This is a genomic window from Variovorax sp. CCNWLW235 (genome assembly GCF_037204085.1).
Lineage (GTDB): Bacteria > Pseudomonadota > Gammaproteobacteria > Burkholderiales > Burkholderiaceae_C > Variovorax.
In genome coordinates, this window is sequence record NZ_JBBCBW010000013.1 from 49,390 (window position 1) to 66,818 (window position 17,429).

The following is a 17,429-nucleotide window of genomic DNA, read 5'->3' on the forward strand; positions in this document are numbered from 1 at the left end:
CAGCGGGCGCTCGCCCGCCGCGCTTCCGGACGCCGTGCGCGTCCGGTATTCCGCCTTCCCGCTCGGGAGGGCAAGAGAGCACCCCATGAGCAAAAAAGTCTTTATCAAAACCTTCGGCTGCCAGATGAACGAGTACGACTCGGACAAGATGGCCGATGTGCTGAACGCCGCGCAGGGCTACGAGCCCACCCAGAACGTGGACGAGGCCGACCTGATCCTGTTCAACACCTGCTCGGTGCGCGAAAAAGCCCAGGAAAAGGTGTTCTCCGACCTTGGCCGCGTGAAGCACCTGAAGGCCAAGGGCGTGAAGATCGGCGTGGGCGGCTGCGTGGCCAGCCAGGAAGGCGATGCCATCATCGCGCGCGCCCCCTACGTCGACATCGTGTTCGGCCCGCAAACACTGCACCGCCTGCCCGAAATGCTGAACGACCGCGAGCGGCTCGACCGCCCGCAGGTGGACATCAGCTTTCCCGAGATCGAGAAGTTCGACCACCTGCCGCCCGCGCGGGTGGAAGGCGCTACGGCGTTCGTGTCGATCATGGAAGGCTGCTCCAAATACTGCAGCTACTGCGTGGTGCCCTACACCCGCGGCGAGGAAGTGAACCGCCCGCTGGACGACGTGCTGGTGGAGATTGCCGGCCTGGCCGACCAGGGCGTGCGCGAAGTCACGCTGCTGGGGCAGAACGTGAACGCCTACCGCGGGAAGATGGGCGACACGGCCGAGATTGCCGACTTCGCGCTGCTCATCGAATACGTCGCCGAAATTCCCGGCATCGAGCGCATCCGCTACACGACCAGCCACCCCAACGAATTCACGCCGCGGCTGATCGAGGCCTACGCCAAGGTGCCGCAGCTCGTGAGCCACCTGCACCTGCCCGTGCAGCACGGCAGCGACCGCATCCTGATGGCCATGAAGCGCGGCTACACCGCCATGGAATACAAGAGCACGGTGCGCAAGCTGCGCGCCATCCGGCCCGAGCTTGCGCTCTCCAGCGACTTCATCGTCGGCTTCCCGGGCGAGACCGATGAAGACTTCGCCAAGATGATGAAGCTGATAGACGACTGCCAGTTCGACAACAGCTTCAGCTTCATCTTCAGCCCGCGCCCCGGCACGCCGGCCGCGGCGCTGCATGACGACACGCCCCATGCGGTGAAGCTTGCGCGCCTGCAAACGCTGCAGCGCGTGATCGACGGCAACGTGCGCCGCTTCGGCGATGCGCTCGTGGGCACCACGCAGCGCGTGCTGGTCGAAGGGGCTTCGCGCAAGGACGCGAACGAACTGATGGGCCGCACGGAGTGCAACCGCGTGGTCAACTTCGAAGGCGACGCGCGGCTCGTCGGGCAGATGGCCGACCTGCGCATCACGCGCTCGCTCGCCTACACGCTGCGCGGCGAAGTGGCCACGCGCGAATCGTCGTCGACGGCGCCGGCTCCGGCCGCGCTCGCCGTCTGATGGCGAAGCGCCCATCGACGCGGGGCTCGTTCCAGCAGCTCCTTCTTTTCGCATTCCTGCTCATCACCGCCTTGCTGGTGGGCGTGGTGCTGCGCTCTGTGTTCCAGTACGACGCGCTCATGAGCCAGAGCCGCGACGCGGCCGCGCGTGCGCTGCGGCTCTCGGGTGCGGCCCAGTCATTGGCCGAGCGCAGCGCGGCCATGGAGCGCGCCGGGCGCCAGTCGCTGGTGCTGAACGACGTCGTGCTGCGCCGCCGCTTCGACGACGCCGCGCGCGAAGCGCACCAGGTGCTCGAGCGGCTCGAGAACAACGGCCTTGCGCCGGCGGGCATCCAGATGTGGCGCGCCCAGCTCGGCGTGATCGAAGGCCTGATGAGCGGAAGCGCCGACAGCGCGCTCTCGCGCGAAAGCACCATGGCCATGCAGTTCCGTGAACTCGATTCGCTGAACACCAACCTGGCGCAGCAGGCGCAGTTCCTCATCGAAACGCAGAACGATGCGCTGGCCAAGCGCATCGAGAACGCACGCCGCCGCCTCATGCGCGAAGTGATCGCCGCCAGCGTGCTCGCCGTGTCTCTGGCCTTGGCTTTCGGCATCTGGCTTGCGCGCCCGTTCAAGCGGCTGGAGCATGCCATCGTCGGGCTCGGGCAGAACCGGCTCGACGAGCCCATCGACATCCGCGGACCGGCGGACATTCGGCGCGTGTCGCAGCAACTGGAGTGGCTGCGCTTGCGCCTGACCGAACTGGACGCCGACAAGGCACGCTTCCTGCGCCATGTGTCGCACGAGCTGAAAACGCCGCTCGCCGCGCTGAGAGAAGGTGTCTCGCTGCTCGAAGACGGCGTGACGGGCCCGCTCAACCCGGCCCAGTTGGAAGTGGCGCAAATCCTGAACCAGAACACCGTGTCGCTGCAGGGCCAGATCGAAGCCCTGCTGCGCTTCAACGCCGCAGCTTTCGAGGCGCGCGAGCTGCGCCGCGAACGCACCGAGTTGCTGCCGCTGATCGAGGAACAGATCGAGGCGCAGCGCCTGCAGTGGCAAGCGCACGGCTTGCGCGTGCGCGCCGAAGGGGAACCGCTCACCGCCACGGTGGACCGCACCAAGCTCGGCACCGCCATCGCCAACCTGCTGTCCAACGCCATTCGCTATTCGGCGCGCGGCGGAGTCATCAATATCGTGGTGTCGAGTACGCCGGATTCGGCCTGCATCGATGTCAATGATGCCGGCCCGGGTATTGCCGAAAGCGACCGCGACCGCATTTTCGAGCCGTTCTACCGGGGCGAGCGCCAGCCCGAACATGCGGTCAAGGGCACCGGCATCGGCCTTTCCATCGTGCAGGAGTACATTGCTGCCCATGGGGGCCGCATCACCCTGCAGCCGAGCGGGCCTGGCGCGCGCTTTCGCATCGAACTGCCACGCACGGCCTGATCCCGGATCCAGCCTCCAGAACAACCCACCGCGAATCCCTCGTGAAGCCCTCGGGCATCCACCTGAAACACTGCCTCTTGTCTTTCTTTCGCCGATCCATGTCTTTTTCGTTCGTCCGCAGTTCGACCTTCTCCGGGGCGATGGCCGTGCCTTTCGTCCTGATGCTGGCCGCCTGCGCGACACAGCCCGAGCCCCCGGCCGAGGCCATCGCCCTGCCGCCGCCGCCCGTGGTGCCGCGCGTGATGCCGGTGGAGGCCGAGCCCAAGGCGCCCGCCACGCAGCCGGCATCGCTCTTCACGCTGATGACCCAAGGGCCCGTGGCGGCCATGCTGGCCTATGCCGACAAGGTGCGGCCGCTGGGCGGTGCCGAGCTGAGCGCCGAGATCACCCGCGCCGGCGATCCGGGCGATTCGCCCAGCGCGCAGATGCAGCTGGCGCTGCTGCTTGCGCAAACGCGCGTGCCGGCCGACCTGGCACGCGCCCTTGGCCTGATGCAGCGCGTGGCGGCAAACCCTTCGCCCGAGGCGCAGCCCCTGCAGCCGCTCGCGCGCGCACTGGCCGCGCGCTACGTGGAGCAGCGCCGCGTCGAAGACGACCGCGACAAGCAGGTGCAGCAGTTGCGCGAAAGCCAGCGCCGCATCGACCAGCTGAACGACCGCATCGAAGCGCTGCGCGCCATCGAGCGCAGCTTTGCGCGCCCGAACGCGCCGGCACCGACCCTGCCCCCACCCAACGGCCCCAAGCCCACCCCATGAACATCCAGCGGTTGCAGAAAGAGTTCCCTCGATGAGCACGACCGGCGCGCGCCTGCTGGTGGTGGACGACGACCCGGACATGCTGCGGCTGCTTTCGATGCGGCTGAGTTCGGTCGGCTACCAGGTCACGGCCGTGACCTCGGCCGAAACCGCGCTTACGCAGCTCGAGATCGAGCATCCGCAGCTGGTGCTCAGCGACGTGCGGCTGCCCGGCCGCGACGGACTCCAGCTGTTCGACGAGATCAGGAAACGCCATCCTTCCCTGCCGGTGATCCTGCTCACTGCGCACGGCACCATTCCCGATGCCGTGGAGGCCACGGCGCGCGGCGTGTTCACCTACCTGACCAAGCCGTACGACGGCCGCGAGCTGCTCGACAAGATCGCCCAGGCGCTGGCACTCGGCGCTCCCGCCAGCACGCCCGCCAAGGCCGGTGACGAAAGCTGGCGTGCCGAAATCGTGAGCCGCAGCAATCGCATGTCCGAGCTGCTGGCCGAGGCACGCATGGTCGCCAAGTCGGACGCCTCGGTGCTGCTGCGCGGCGACAGCGGCGCGGGCAAGGAGCTGCTGGCGCGCGCCATCCACCGGGCGAGCGCTCGCGCCGACAAGCCCTTCGTGGCGGTCAATTGCGGCGCCATTCCCGAGGCGCTGCTCGAGTCGGAACTGTTCGGCCACATGAAGGGCGCCTTCACCGACGCCCATGCCAACCACAAGGGCCTGTTCCAGCAGGCCGACGGCGGCACGCTGCTGCTGGACGAAATCGGTGACATGCCGCCCGCGCTGCAGGTCAAGCTGCTGCGCGTGCTGCAGGAGCGCGCGGTACGGCCGCTCGGCGCCAGCCAGTCGATCGAGGTCGACGTGCGCATCATCTCGGCCACCCACCGCGACCTGGACGCGGCCATGGAAGCAGGCCAGTTTCGCGAAGACCTTTATTACCGCCTGAACGTGGTCACGCTCACGCTGCCGCCGCTGTCGGCCCGGCGCGAAGACATACCGCTGCTGGCCAACCACTTCCTGCAGAAGCTGTCGACCAAGTACGGCAAGCGGCTCTCGGGCTTTGCGCCCGAGGCGCTGAAGGCGCTGGCCACCGCCGCTTGGCCGGGCAACGTGCGGCAGCTCTACAACGTGGTGGAGCAGGTTTGCGCGCTGTCGAGCTCGCCGCTCATTCCGCTGGCGCTGGTGCAGCGGGCGCTGCGTGTCCCGACGGTCGAGGTCCAGACCTATGCCGAGGCCAAGCAGCGTTTCGAGCGCGATTACCTGGTCGGGCTGCTCAAGCTCACCGACGGCAACGTGGCCGACGCCGCCCGCCTGGCCGACCGCAATCGCACCGAGTTCTACCGGCTTCTGCAAAAGCATGAACTCACGCCGGGCCACTTCAAGGCCGACCCTGTCGCTCCGGGTAGCGAGCCTGTCGCTGACTAGCGACGGCGCTAAGTTGTTGATTTGAAAGGCTCTTTCCCGACTGCCTGCCAGGCTTGTCGGGATTCGGCGACAAAAACAGGGGTTTCGGAGCCTCCCAAACGGCTCCAACCCCGAAAACCGCATTCAGATCGCTCCAAGTTGTTGATCTGAAAGGGTTTTTTCTACCTGGCACAGGGTTTGCCCCTGTACAGGCATGACAGCACTCACCAGCCCATCTTTCGCACTGCGCCAGCAGCGCGACGGCCTGCGTCAAAAGCAGTTTTCCCCCGTGCGGCCCCGTGCCGCCGGTCATTCGCTGGCCGCGCTCGCAAGCGCAGGCGGCGCCGAGCCGGATTGCGTGATCAAGCGCTTTCCTGCCATTGGCGACACCCCTTCCCTCGACAAGCAACGTTGGTAAATTACACATGAAGCCAAACGACTTCTCCCAACTGAACGTGCTGACCGAAGCCGACTTTTCGCACCGCAGCCCGGTGCGCGAAGAACGCCACCCCAATTCCGTGACCGCTCCGCCGGTCAACCGCGGCTCCATGGCGCCCCGCCCCTGGCGCGGCTTCTGGAACAGCATTGGCACTGCCCTGCTGGTCAAACTCGGCGCCGGCGGCAAGCCGGAGAGCGAAACCGCCGAAGCCAGCGAACAGGTCAAGCAGCCGTGGCAGCGCGCCGCGGCGCAGCGCCGCTTCGCCTTCATGGCGCTCACGCTGCTGAGCACCGTGGTTGCCTCGGCGCTGTTTGCCGGCGTGCAGCCCGACTACGACAACATCTGGCTCGAATACGGCCAGATCGGCCTGTACGGCCTGCTTTCGGGCTGGGTCGTCACCGGCTTTGTCACGGCGCTCATGGGCTTTTACGTCTCGGTGCGCGGTGACAAGCACGCCCTGTCGGTCAAGCAGGTGGCCAACCACCCGATGAACCCCGAGGCACGCACCGCGATCATCATGCCGATCTGCAACGAAGACGTTGCCACGGTGTTCGCCGGCCTGCGCGCCACCTGCGAATCGGTTGCTGCCACCGGCCACGCCAAGCAGTTCGACGTGTTCGTGCTGTCCGACAGCTACAACCCCGAAACCGCCGCCGCCGAGCGCGCCGCCTGGGAAGACCTTCGCGCCGCACTGGCCGACAGCCCGAACCAGCCGCAGGTCGAGGTGTACTACCGCCTTCGCACCCGCCGCACGCACCGCAAGGCCGGCAACGTGGCCGACTTCTGCCGCCGCTGGGGCAAGGACTACCGCTACATGGTGGTGCTCGACGCCGACTCCGTGATGAGCGGCGACTGCCTGACCTCGATGGTCAAGCTGATGGAAGCCAACCCGACCGCCGGCATCATCCAGACCGCCACGCAGGCCATCGGCCACGTGACGCTGCATGCCCGCGCGCAGCAATTCGCCTCCCGCGTGACGGGCCGCCTGTTCACGCTGGGCATGCAGTTCTGGCAACTGGGCGAATCGCACTACTGGGGCCACAACGCGATCATCCGCGTCGAGCCTTTCATGAAGCACTGCGCTCTGGCCCCCATCAAGGGCACCGGCGGCATGTCGGGCGGCATCATGTCGCACGACTTCGTCGAAGCCGCGCTGATGCGCCGCGCCGGCTACAACGTGTGGCTCTGCGCCGACCTGGTCGGCAGCTACGAGCAGCAACCGCCGGACCTCTTGGCCGAACTGCAGCGTGACCGCCGCTGGTGCCAGGGCAACCTGCAGAACGCCCGCCTGATGGCCGAGCCCGGCATTCACCCGGTGCACCGCGCAATGTTCGTGACCGGCACCATGGCGTATGTCTCGGCACCGCTGTGGCTCGCGTTCCTGACGCTGGGCACCGGGCTGTGGCTGAGCGGCTCGAGCCTCATCTCCAGCTGGAGCGTGCTGCCGGCGGAACTGGCCGGCCTGTGGATCTGGACCCTGTGCCTGTTGTTCCTGCCTCGCGTGCTCGGCATTGCCGCCGTGCTGATGCGCGGCGAGCAACGCCAGTACGGCGGCCTGTGGGGCCTGGTGAAGAGCTCGGTGCTCGAAAGCGCCCTGGCCATCGTGCAGGCGCCGGTTCGCATGCTGGCCCACTCGCTGTTCGTGCTGGTCGCCCTCACCGGCATCAAGCTCGACTGGAAGTCGCCTCCCCGCGAAGCCGCTGCCGTGCCATGGAAGGTTGCCGTGTCGCAGCTCGCTCCCATGAGCATCGTGGTCGGTGCGCTGGCCCTGGGCGTTGCAATGATCGACCCGAGCGCGCTGATCTGGCTCATGCCCGTTGGCCTGCCGCTGCTGCTGGCGATTCCGCTCACGGTGCTGACCAGCCAGATCGCACTGGGCACGTCGCTGCGCGATCGCGGCTTCCTGCTGATTCCCGAGGAATCGCGTTCGCCGGCCGTGCTGCGCCGCGCCTGGATGCATGCGGTGCGCCTTGCGCGTCCCGCGGCGCTGGCCACGGTCTGATGACAGTCTGATGCGCTGAAGCTCAGCGCAAACGAGAAAGCCGGCCACGAGGCCGGCTTTTTTCATGGTGCAGCTGCCAAAGAAGCAGCAGCCATCTCTCTCTATATATATAACTAGAACGGCAGCTTCGGACCGCCGGGGCCACCCATTCCGCCCATGCCTTTCATGCCGCCCATCTTCTTCATCATCTTCATGAGGCCGCCGCCCTTCATCTTCTTCATCATGCCCTGCATCTGCTCGAACTCGTTGAGCAGGCGGTTCACTTCCTGAACCTGCACGCCCGCGCCGGCCGCAATGCGGCGCTTGCGCGTGGCCTTGAGCAGTTCGGGCTTGCGGCGTTCCAGCGGTGTCATGCTCTGGATGATGCCTTCCTTGCGGCGGATGTCGCGCTCGGCACGGGTCATGTCGGCCTCGGTGGCCTTGGCGGCCATCTGCTGCGGCAGCTTGTCCATCAGGCTCGACAGGCCGCCCATCTGCTTCATCTGCTGCAGCTGGCCGAGAAAGTCGTTCAGGTCGAAGCCCGCGCCGCTCTTGACCTTGGCCGCCAGCTTCTGCGCCGCCGCCACGTCGACGCCGGCCGTGACCTGCTCGACCAGCGCGACGATGTCGCCCATGCCCAGGATGCGGCCGGCATGGCGCTCGGCGTCGAACACCTCCAGGCCGTCGATCTTCTCGCTCGTGCCGGCAAACTTGATCGGCACGCCCGTGACCTGGCGCACCGACAGCGCCGCGCCGCCGCGTGAATCGCCGTCGGTCTTGGTCAGGATGATGCCGGTGAGCGGCAGCGCGTCCTTGAAGGCCTTCGCGGTGTTGATCGCATCCTGGCCCTGCATGGCGTCGACCACGAACAAGGTTTCGACCGGATCGAGCGCGCCGTGCAGCTGCTTGATTTCGGTCATCAGCACTTCGTCGATCGCCAGGCGGCCGGCCGTGTCGACCAGCAGCACGTCGAAGAAGTGGCGCTTGGCGTGATCGAGCGCGGCGCGTGCAATGTCGAGCGGCTTCTGGTCCGGCGTGCTCGGGAACCATTCGGCACCGGCCTGCTTGGTGACCATCTTGAGCTGCTCGATGGCGGCGGGCCGGTAGACGTCGCCCGACACGGTCAGCACCTTTTTCTTGCGCTTTTCGATCAGGTGCTTGGCCAGCTTGGCGGTGGTGGTGGTCTTGCCCGCGCCCTGCAGGCCGGCCATCAGGATCACCGCGGGCGGCTGGGCCGCAAGGTTGATGTCGGACACGCCCTCGCCCATGGTGGCGGCGAGTTCGCGGTTGACGATGCCGACCAGCGCCTGGCCCGGCTTGAGCGAACCCAGCACTTCCTGGCCGAGCGATTTTTCCTTCACGCGGGCGACGAAGTCGCGCACCACGGGCAGCGCCACGTCAGCCTCGAGCAGCGCCATGCGCACTTCGCGCAGCATGTCCTGCACGTTGCTTTCGGTAATGCGCGCCTGGCCGCTCATCGTCTTGACGAGGCGGGAGAACTTTTCTGAGAGGGCGGTGGCCATGGAAGAAATGCCTTGCTGCCCGCCGCGGCGGGTCATTGGGAAGTCGTAACTGATGTGAGTGTCGGCCGCCTGCGCCCATTCGCGAAACACCGCCAGACCGGCTTTGCCGAACCGCAGATGTTGCCCCCGGCAGCGGGTTGGCGATGCGCCACGATGTGCGCGAAGACTGGGGGCGAGCCTATTACACTCCTGCAATGATTTTAGCGATCCCCTCCCCACTTGCCGTGGCGCTGGGCATCGCCACCGCGGCTGCCTACGGATTTGCCGCCGCCGCGGGCGCCCGCCTGAGCCGAAAAGCCACCCAATGGGCGCTGGGGCTCGCATGGCTGCTGCATGCCGCGGTGCTTGCCCATGGCCTGATCGGCAGCGAGCCGCGCTTCGGCTTTGCGCCGGCGCTCTCCGTCACGGCATGGCTGGTGCTTACCGTCTACGCGGTCGAAAGCCGCATGTACCCGCAACTGAAAGTACGGCGGGCGCTGGCCTGGCTGGGCGCGGCCGCGGTGGTGCTGGCCGTTCTGTTTCCCGGCACGCCGCTGCACGTTTCGGCATCGCCCTGGCTGCCGCTGCACCTGGCGCTCGGCATTGCGTCCTATGGTTTGTTCGGCGCCGCGGTGGTGCACGCCTGGCTGATCACACGGGCTGAAAAACAGATTCGCCTCGCCACCGAGCCGCAGGCCGGCGTGCCGCTGCTCACGCTCGAACGGCTCACCTTCCGCTTTGTCACGGCAGGTTTCGTGCTGCTTTCCGCCACGCTGCTGGCGGGCCTGCTGTTCAGCGAAACTCTGTACGGCGCCACCGTGCGCGCCTGGAAGTGGGACCACAAGACAGTGTTCTCGGTGCTGGCGTGGATGAGTTTTGCCGTGCTGCTGGTAGGGCGCGCGCGCTTCGGCTGGCGCGGCCGCACCGCACGCCGCGTGCTGTATGCCGGCTCCGCGTTGTTGCTGCTGGCCTATGTGGGTTCGCGTTTTGTGCTCGAAGTGGTGCTGGCGCGCGGTACGGCATGAAATACCTGCTCGTTCTCGCGGTGCTCTGGGTGGCGATCTGGCTCTGGCGCAAGAACCGCCGCGAAGAAATGCGCGACGCGCAGCGCGAAAAGTCAGCCCGCGCCCAGCGCCAGCCCGCCACACCGGCCACGCCCAAGGCCATGCTGCGCTGCGCGCATTGCGGCTTGCACCTGCCTGCGAGCGATGCGCTCGGCGGCCCGGGCGACGCGGTCTACTGCAGCGCCGCGCACCGTGAGGCCGCCGAGCGCGGCTGAACGGGTGCCGCCTCCATGAGCTCGTCTCTCTGGTCGCGCGGCGAAGCCGTCACCGACTGGGACGTGCTCGAACCGGGCCGCAGCGAAAGCGCCGCGCTGCTGCGGCTGTGGCGCGGTTTCATGGCGGCGCGCTGCTTCGTGGCGCTGGTGCTCGTGCTGTTGCAGGGCGTTTCCTTCGCACTCGGCCAGACGATGCAGCCGCTGGCCATTGCGCTTTCGGCGGGCTACCTGGCGGCGACCTGGCTGGGTGCGCGCTACGCGCATTTCACGCCGCCGATCCGGGGCTTTGCAACGCTCTGGTTCGTCACCATCGGCATCGACCTGGGCACCTTCACTGCGCTCCAGGTGCTGCAAGGCGGCAACATCAACTACACGCCGCTGTTCGCACTGCCGGTGCTCATGAGTGCGGTGCTCGGAACCGTCACCGTGGGCCTGGGCACCACGGCCACTGTCACGCTGCTGCTGCTGGCGGATGCGGGCTGGCACTGGCTCCAGCAGCCCGGCGATTCGTCTACGCGCTTCGTGCAGGCGGCGCTCACGGGCACCGGGCTTTTCGTGGTGGCGCTGCTGGCGCACGAGCTCGCACGCCGGCTCGCACGAGAAGAAGCAACCGCCGAGCGCAACCGCAGCAGTGCGCAAATGCAGGCGCAGGTGAACGACCTGGTGATCGAAACGCTGAGCGAGGGCGTGCTGGTGATCGACGCCGAAGGCCTGGTGCACGCGGCGAATCCGGCCGCCGATGCCATCCTCGGCCAAGGCCTGGCCAAGCTCCCCCTGCCCTTTGCGCTGCACACGCAGCCCGCGTGGCATGCGCTGGCCGCGCTGGCGCGCCAGACCTTTGCGCGCCGGGCGCCGCAATCCGAAGAAATTCCGGTGGCGCAAGCGCGCGGCGCGGCGCGCGAGGTGCGGGTGCGCACTCGGCTCACGCCCACCAGCGACCAACGCGTGGACAGCCTGTGCGTGATGTTCCTTCAAGACCTGCGCGAACTCGAGGCCCGCATCCGCACCGAGAAGCTGGCGGCAATGGGTCGCATGTCGGCCGCGGTGGCGCATGAAATCCGCAACCCGCTGGCCGCCATCACGCAGGCCAGCGCGCTGCTCAACGAAGACCTCACCGATCCCGCGCACCGAAAGCTGACCAGCATGGTGCAGCACAACGCGCAGCGTCTCGCACGCATCGTGGACGACGTGCTCGACGTTTCGCGTGCGCGCCAGCAGCGCGTGCTTTCGCTCGGTGAGCAAGTTGCGCTCGACCCCGCCGTGCGCGCCCTCGCCGAAGAATGGGTGCGCCAGACGCAGCGCCCGGGCGTTCTCATCACGCTTGATGCCGCCGACAGCGAGGTGCGCTTCGACGTCGAGCACCTGCGCCGGCTGCTGGTTAACCTGCTGGACAACGCGGCACGCTACGCCGGCAAGCGCGAGGGCTCGATCCAGGTCGTTACCACCACGCAGCGTGGAAGTTCAGCGCGGCCGAGCCTGCAGGTGTGGAGCGACGGCGCGCCGCTGGAGCCCGCGGTGCAGCGCCATTTGTTCGAGCCGTTTTTCTCTTCCGAAAGCCGCTCCAGCGGACTCGGCCTGTTCTTGTGCCGCGAGCTGTGCCGGCGCCACGGCGCCACCATCGGCTACGAGCGCCGGGCGCTTGTGGCGGGCGGACCCGAGGGGAACGAATTCTTCGTCAGCTTCGCTCCCAGCGAAAACCGGCTGACACAATAGCGCCGTGAGCACTCCCAACCCCCCTTCCCTGCAGCGCCCGGCCAACATCCTGGTCATCGACGACGAGCCCGACTTGCGCACGCTGTACGAACTCACGCTGCTGCGCGAGGGCTACCGCGTGGAAGCCGCGGGCAGCGTTTCGGAAGCATGGGAGCACCTGGAGGCCGGGCAATTCGATGCGGTGATCACCGACATGCGGCTGCCCGACGGCCAGGGCATGGAAATCATCCACCGCATCCAGAAAGACCAGCGCACCGAGCGCTGCGTGGTGATGACGGCCTACGGCTCCGCCGAGAACGCGGTCGAGGCGCTGAAAGCCGGCGCATTCGACTACCTGACCAAGCCTGTGGACCTGAAGCAGTTCCGCGCCGTGGTGGCCTCCGCCGTGCAGGCGCAGCAGGCCGCGCCCGCCAAGGCCACGAAAGCGGTGCCGGCGGCACAAGGCGAACGCGCCGGCGACACGCCCGGCGTGACAGGCAGCGGCATTGCGGCGCTCGAACGGCTGGTGGGCAACTCGGAGCCGATGCGCCTTGTCAAGTCGCGCATCGCCAAGGTGGCCCGCGGCATGGCGCCCGTGCTGGTGCGCGGCGAATCGGGCACCGGCAAAGAGCTGGTGGCGCGCGCCGTGCACGCCTGCAGCCAGCGCAGCGACGGCCCCTTCGTCGCGGTCAACTGCGGCGCCATTCCGGAGAACCTGCTCGAGGCCGAATTCTTCGGCGCGCGCAAGGGCTCGTACACCGGCTCGTCGCAAGACCGCGACGGCTACTTCCAGGCCGCGCGGGGCGGCACGCTGTTCCTCGACGAGATCGGCGACCTGCCGCTGGCAATGCAGTCCAAGCTGCTGCGCGCGATCCAGGAGCGCAGCGTGCGCTCCATCGGCTCCACGCAAGAAGACGCGGTCGACGTGCGCATCGTGAGCGCCACGCACAAGGACCTGCACGCCGAGGTCAACGCCGGCCGCTTCCGCCAGGATCTGTTCTACCGGCTCAACGTGATCGAGATCGCGGTGCCCGCACTGCGCGACCGGCGCGAAGACCTGCCGGCGCTGTGCGCCGCATTGCTCGCGCGCATTGCGCACGACGGCGGACTGCCGGTGCCGCATCTTTCCGCCGACCTGCTGCATCGACTCGCGCAGCATCCGCTGCACGGCAATGTGCGCGAGCTCGAAAACCTGCTGCACCGCGCGGTAGCACTCAACGACGGCGACGAACTGCACCTGGACCTGATGGGCGGTGGACAGCCCGCCGTCGCGGGGCTTGCGGCTTCGGCGCCCTCGTCTTCACCGCCGCCGGACGACGGTGAACCGCTCGCCGGTGCGGCGCCCGCAGCCGCAGCCTTCGCCGAGCCCAAGACCGCACCGCCGCCCTTGCCATCCGACCTGCAGGCCTATCTCGACCAGCAGGAGCGCGAAATTCTGGTGCGCGCGCTGCATGAAAGCGGCTTCAACCGCACGGCCGCCGCCGCGCGGCTCGGCATGAGCCTGCGCCAGATCCGCTATCGCATCGCACGGCTGGGCATCACCACGCCCAACGGCGACGAAGGTACCGCGAGCAATGCCGACGATTGATGCAGCAACGTCGAACGCGAGCGGCGACGACGGCCTCTGGCGCGCCGGCTGGTATCGCTTTGCAAAGGCGCTGCAATCGCCGAATTTCGGCCCTCGGCCCGCGGGCGCGCAGACCGACCTGATCGTGCTGCATTCCATTAGCCTGCCGCCCGGCGAATATGGCGGCGATGCGGTGCAGCAGCTCTTCGCAAACCAGCTCGACTGGGACGCGCACCCTTACTTCCAATCCATTCGCGGCCTGCAGGTTTCCTCGCACTTCTATGTGCGGCGCAACGGCGAACTCTGGCAGTTCGTGAGCTGCGACGACCGCGCCTGGCATGCCGGCGTGTCGTCCTGGCGCGGCCGCGAAAACTGCAACGACGATTCGATCGGCATCGAACTCGAGGGCCTGGAAGGCCAGCCCTTCGACGAGGCCCAATACGAAACGCTGGCCAGCCTTTGCGCGGCGATTGCGCAGCACTACGCCATCGCTTTCATCGCGGGCCACGAGCACATTGCGCCGGGCCGCAAACAGGATCCGGGCGCGGGCTTCGATTGGCAATTGCTGCGCGGCCAACTCGGCTGGAGTCCGCGGATGTTTCCCGAACAGGTGCTGCCGCTCTAATTTTTTTAATCGCGCGGCGGCATGCGATGTGCCGTTCTTGCGCCGCAGCAATCTCTAAAATTTGGAGCGCGCCTCCAGCAACCATGCGCCTTGCAGGCCCAAATCCGCTTGCAAGCCACAGCCCGCGCGGGTTGCGCGACCATAGGCCAGTATTCATGGGGCATCGCTGGCCGAGTGCCGCGCCCAAACAAATACGCCGTTGTGTTGAATCTCTCAAAAAACACTACATCTAGTGGTTGTAGACGCTTCGCACCCTAGATATAGTGTCTTCCGTCCGGTCATCACGCACCGGCGCAATGCCCCGCCAAGGCATTGCCACCCAACAAGAATTGCCACACCGAGAGGAAGCGAATGCAAACAGCCCTGAACACCCCATCGACCCCGCGTGCCGTTCCCTCGACGCCGCAGCAGCAACGAGACACTGCTGGCTCGCCTACCGGTCAGAACCTCGCGCACTACCAGATCATCCGCCGCAACGGTGCCGTGGTTCCCTTCGAACCCAACAAGATCGCCATCGCGATGATGAAAGCCTTCCTGGCGGTGCACGGCACCCAGGGCGCGGCTTCGGCCAGCGTGCGCGAAACGGTCGACGCCCTCACGCAAGGCGTTATCCGCGCCATGGTTCGCTCGCGTCCGGGCGGCGGCACCTTCCACATCGAAGACGTGCAAGACCAGGTCGAGCTCGGCCTGATGCGCGGCGGCCACCACGAAATTGCGCGCGCCTATGTGCTGTATCGCGAACGCCGCACGCAAGAGCGCTCCAAGCAAGGCACGCAGGAAACGCCGGCTGCGCCGCTACTCCACGTGCTGGACCGCGGCGAGCGCGTGGCGCTCGACCTGAACGAACTCAAGGGCCTGATCGAATCGGCTTGCGAAGGCCTGGGCGACGGCATCAGCGCCGCGCCGATCGTCGCCGAGACGATGCGCAACCTGTACGACGGCGTGCCGCTCGACGAGGTGTACAAGGCCTCGATCCTGGCCGCCCGCACGCTCATCGAGAAAGACCCCGATTACACCTTCGCGACCGCCCGCCTGCTGCTGCACACGATCTTCAAGGAAATCATCGGCCGCGAAGTCATGCCCGCCGAGCGCGCGCAGACCTACGCCGACTACTTCCCGCAGTTCATCAAGAAGGGCGTCGAGAACGAACTGCTCGACGAGAAGCTGCTGCAGTACGACCTGCCCCGCCTGGGCGCGGCGCTCAAGGCCGAGCGCGACAACCAGTTCGACTACCTCGGCCTGCAGACGCTGTACGACCGCTACTTCCTGCACGTGCGCAAGTCGCGCATCGAACTGCCGCAAGCTTTCTTCATGCGCGTGGCGATGGGCCTCTCGCTGAACGAAATCGACCGCGAAGCCCGCGCCATCGAGTTCTACGAAGTGCTGTCTTCGTTCGACTTCATGTCGAGCACGCCCACGCTCTTCAACGCCGGCACGCTGCGCTCGCAGCTGTCCAGCTGCTACCTGACCACCGTGCCCGACGACCTGGACGGCATCTACGAGTCGATCAAGGAAAACGCGCTGCTCTCCAAGTTTGCGGGCGGCCTGGGCAACGACTGGACCCGCGTGCGCGCACTGGGCAGCCACATCAAGGGCACCAACGGCGAATCGCAGGGCGTGGTGCCGTTCCTCAAGGTGGTGAACGACACCGCCGTGGCGGTGAACCAGGGCGGCAAGCGCAAGGGCGCGGTCTGCACGTACCTTGAAACCTGGCACCTCGACATCGAGGAGTTCCTGGAGCTGCGCAAGAACACCGGCGACGACCGCCGCCGCACGCACGACATGAACACGGCCAACTGGATTCCCGACCTCTTCATGCGCCGCGTGATGGAAAAGGGCACCTGGACGCTGTTCTCGCCGTCGAACGTGCCCGACCTGCACGACCTGTTCGGCGCCGACTTCGAGCGCGCCTACGTCGCCTACGAAGAAAAAGCCGCGCGCGGCGAAATCAAGCCCGCCCGCACCATCCAGGCGTCGGACCTGTGGCGCAAGATGCTCACGATGCTGTTCGAGACCGGCCATCCCTGGATCACGTTCAAGGACGCCTGCAACGTGCGCTCGCCGCAGCAGCACGCCGGCGTGGTTCACTCGTCGAACCTGTGCACCGAAATCACGCTGAACACCAGCGACACCGAAACCGCCGTGTGCAACCTGGGTTCCGTGAACCTGCTGCAGCACCTGAAGGACGGCAAGGTCGACCAGGAAAAGCTCAAGCGCACGATCTCGACCGCGATGCGCATGCTCGACAACGTGATCGACATCAACTACTACGCCGTGAAGAAGGCGCGCGACTCGAACCTGCGCCACCGTCCGGTCGGCCTGGGCCTGATGGGCTTCCAGGACGCGCTGTACGAACTGCGCATTCCCTACGCCTCGCAGGAAGCCGTGCAGTTTGCCGACGAGTCGATGGAAGCCATCTGCTACCACGCCTACTGGGCCTCGACCGAGCTGGCCAAGGAACGCGGCAAGTACTCGAGCTACAAGGGCTCGCTGTGGGACAAGGGCATCCTGCCGATCGACACGCTCGACCTGCTTGAAAAAGCCCGCGGCGGCTATGTCGAGGTCGACCGCTCGGCCACCCTCGACTGGGACGCGCTGCGCCAGAAGATCAAGGCCGACGGCATGCGCAACTCCAACTGCGTGGCCATCGCACCGACCGCGACCATCTCGAACATCATCGGCGTCGACGCCTCCATCGAGCCGTGCTTCGGCAACCTCTCGGTCAAGTCGAACCTGTCGGGCGAGTTCACCGTGATCAACCACTACCTGGTGCGCGACCTCAAGCGCCTGGGCCTGTGGGACGACGTGATGGTGATGGACCTGAAGCACTTCGACGGTTCGCTGCGTCCGATCGACCGCGTGCCGCAAGACGTGAAGGCGCTTTACGCCACCGCGTTCGAAGTGGAAACCACGTGGCTCGTCGAAGCCGCCTCGCGCCGCCAGAAGTGGATCGACCAGGCGCAGTCGCTCAACATCTACATGGCCGGCGCATCCGGCAAGAAGCTCGACGACACCTACAAGCTCGCATGGCTGCGCGGCCTGAAGACCACCTACTACCTGCGCACGCAGAGCGCGACGCACGCCGAAAAATCGACGGTGCAGTCGGGCCGCCTCAATGCGGTGTCGTCGGGCAGCGATGCACCTTCGGGCATGAGCGCACTCGACGCAGCGGCTGCCGCAGCAAAGGCGCAGATGAACGCGATTCCCGCAACCGACATCGCGTTCTGCGGTGTGGACGATCCGACTTGCGAAGCGTGCCAATGACGCTTCAGTGAAGCGAGCGAGGTCCATGCACAACGCGCGAACTCTC

General features: G+C 66.8%; 13 protein-coding genes. 12 read left to right on the forward strand and 1 reads right to left on the reverse strand.

The features are described from left to right. Positions 1–85 precede the first annotated feature (85 nt). From miaB to mdoH, 6 genes are all read left to right on the forward strand, one after another. Positions 86–1,453 carry a tRNA (N6-isopentenyl adenosine(37)-C2)-methylthiotransferase MiaB gene (miaB, locus tag V9L21_RS15805; protein WP_337313394.1) on the forward strand — a complete coding sequence of 456 codons (1,368 nt, stop codon included), beginning with the start codon at positions 86–88 and terminating at the stop codon, positions 1,451–1,453. After that, positions 1,453–2,880, forward strand: a complete 1,428-nt coding sequence (locus tag V9L21_RS15810; RefSeq protein ID WP_337313396.1) for a sensor histidine kinase — start codon at positions 1,453–1,455, stop codon at positions 2,878–2,880. The genes miaB and V9L21_RS15810 overlap by 1 nt, the downstream gene beginning before the upstream one ends. Positions 2,881–2,978: 98 nt before the next feature. Further along, positions 2,979–3,635, forward strand: a complete 657-nt coding sequence (locus V9L21_RS15815) for a hypothetical protein (protein WP_337313398.1) — start codon at positions 2,979–2,981, stop codon at positions 3,633–3,635. Between the two features lie 31 nt (positions 3,636–3,666). After that, on the forward strand, positions 3,667–5,055 hold the full coding sequence (locus tag V9L21_RS15820; protein WP_258504076.1) for a sigma 54-interacting transcriptional regulator: 1,389 nt from the start codon (positions 3,667–3,669) through the stop codon (positions 5,053–5,055). A 193-nt stretch (positions 5,056–5,248) separates the two neighbouring features. Next, on the forward strand, positions 5,249–5,452 hold the full coding sequence (locus tag V9L21_RS15825) for a hypothetical protein (RefSeq protein ID WP_337313401.1): 204 nt from the start codon (positions 5,249–5,251) through the stop codon (positions 5,450–5,452). A gap of 7 nt (positions 5,453–5,459) precedes the next feature. Next, positions 5,460–7,475, forward strand: coding sequence for a glucans biosynthesis glucosyltransferase MdoH (gene mdoH / locus V9L21_RS15830; protein WP_337313403.1), 2,016 nt, complete (start codon positions 5,460–5,462; stop codon positions 7,473–7,475). A gap of 113 nt (positions 7,476–7,588) precedes the next feature. Here mdoH and ffh read toward each other — a convergent pair whose 3' ends face one another. Then, complete coding sequence (ffh, locus tag V9L21_RS15835) at positions 7,589–8,977, reverse strand: signal recognition particle protein (RefSeq protein WP_258504072.1); 1,389 nt, start codon at positions 8,975–8,977, stop codon at positions 7,589–7,591. Between the two features lie 194 nt (positions 8,978–9,171). On the opposite strand from ffh, the gene V9L21_RS15840 reads away from it, so the two are divergent. The 6 genes from V9L21_RS15840 to V9L21_RS15865 all read left to right on the forward strand — a co-directional run bounded on the left by V9L21_RS15840 (position 9,172) and on the right by V9L21_RS15865 (position 17,383). Beyond that, the gene (locus V9L21_RS15840) at positions 9,172–9,981 is read left to right on the forward strand and encodes a cytochrome C assembly family protein (protein ID WP_337313405.1); all 810 of its coding nucleotides are present in this window, start codon (positions 9,172–9,174) and stop codon (positions 9,979–9,981) included. Next, entirely contained in the window at positions 9,978–10,235 is a 258-nt protein-coding gene (locus V9L21_RS15845) for a PP0621 family protein (RefSeq protein ID WP_337313408.1), read from the forward strand. Before V9L21_RS15840 ends, V9L21_RS15845 begins: the two co-directional genes overlap by 4 nt. A 15-nt stretch (positions 10,236–10,250) precedes the next feature. Next, positions 10,251–11,948 (forward strand): two-component system sensor histidine kinase NtrB, encoded by a 1,698-nt coding sequence (locus V9L21_RS15850; protein WP_337313409.1) that lies wholly within the window; start codon positions 10,251–10,253, stop codon positions 11,946–11,948. A 4-nt stretch (positions 11,949–11,952) separates the two neighbouring features. After that, entirely contained in the window at positions 11,953–13,515 is a 1,563-nt protein-coding gene (locus V9L21_RS15855; protein WP_443304987.1) for a sigma-54-dependent transcriptional regulator, read from the forward strand. Next, the gene (gene ampD / locus V9L21_RS15860; protein WP_337313411.1) at positions 13,502–14,119 is read left to right on the forward strand and encodes a 1,6-anhydro-N-acetylmuramyl-L-alanine amidase AmpD; all 618 of its coding nucleotides are present in this window, start codon (positions 13,502–13,504) and stop codon (positions 14,117–14,119) included. The genes V9L21_RS15855 and ampD overlap by 14 nt, the downstream gene beginning before the upstream one ends. Positions 14,120–14,470: 351 nt before the next feature. Then, the gene (locus V9L21_RS15865) at positions 14,471–17,383 is read left to right on the forward strand and encodes a ribonucleoside-diphosphate reductase subunit alpha (RefSeq protein WP_337313413.1); all 2,913 of its coding nucleotides are present in this window, start codon (positions 14,471–14,473) and stop codon (positions 17,381–17,383) included. Positions 17,384–17,429 lie beyond the last annotated feature (46 nt).

Coding starts and splice junctions, on each gene's coding strand:
- miaB (WP_337313394.1), top strand. CDS start 86: ATGAGCAAAAAAGTCTTTATCAAAACCTTCGGCTGCCAGATGAACGAG.
- V9L21_RS15840 (WP_337313405.1), top strand. CDS start 9,172: ATGATTTTAGCGATCCCCTCCCCACTTGCCGTGGCGCTGGGCATCGCC.
- V9L21_RS15815 (WP_337313398.1), top strand. CDS start 2,979: ATGTCTTTTTCGTTCGTCCGCAGTTCGACCTTCTCCGGGGCGATGGCC.
- V9L21_RS15825 (WP_337313401.1), top strand. CDS start 5,249: ATGACAGCACTCACCAGCCCATCTTTCGCACTGCGCCAGCAGCGCGAC.
- ffh (WP_258504072.1), bottom strand. CDS start 8,977: ATGGCCACCGCCCTCTCAGAAAAGTTCTCCCGCCTCGTCAAGACGATG.
- V9L21_RS15865 (WP_337313413.1), top strand. CDS start 14,471: ATGCAAACAGCCCTGAACACCCCATCGACCCCGCGTGCCGTTCCCTCG.
- V9L21_RS15850 (WP_337313409.1), top strand. CDS start 10,251: ATGAGCTCGTCTCTCTGGTCGCGCGGCGAAGCCGTCACCGACTGGGAC.
- mdoH (WP_337313403.1), top strand. CDS start 5,460: ATGAAGCCAAACGACTTCTCCCAACTGAACGTGCTGACCGAAGCCGAC.
- ampD (WP_337313411.1), top strand. CDS start 13,502: ATGCCGACGATTGATGCAGCAACGTCGAACGCGAGCGGCGACGACGGC.
- V9L21_RS15845 (WP_337313408.1), top strand. CDS start 9,978: ATGAAATACCTGCTCGTTCTCGCGGTGCTCTGGGTGGCGATCTGGCTC.
- V9L21_RS15810 (WP_337313396.1), top strand. CDS start 1,453: ATGGCGAAGCGCCCATCGACGCGGGGCTCGTTCCAGCAGCTCCTTCTT.
- V9L21_RS15820 (WP_258504076.1), top strand. CDS start 3,667: ATGAGCACGACCGGCGCGCGCCTGCTGGTGGTGGACGACGACCCGGAC.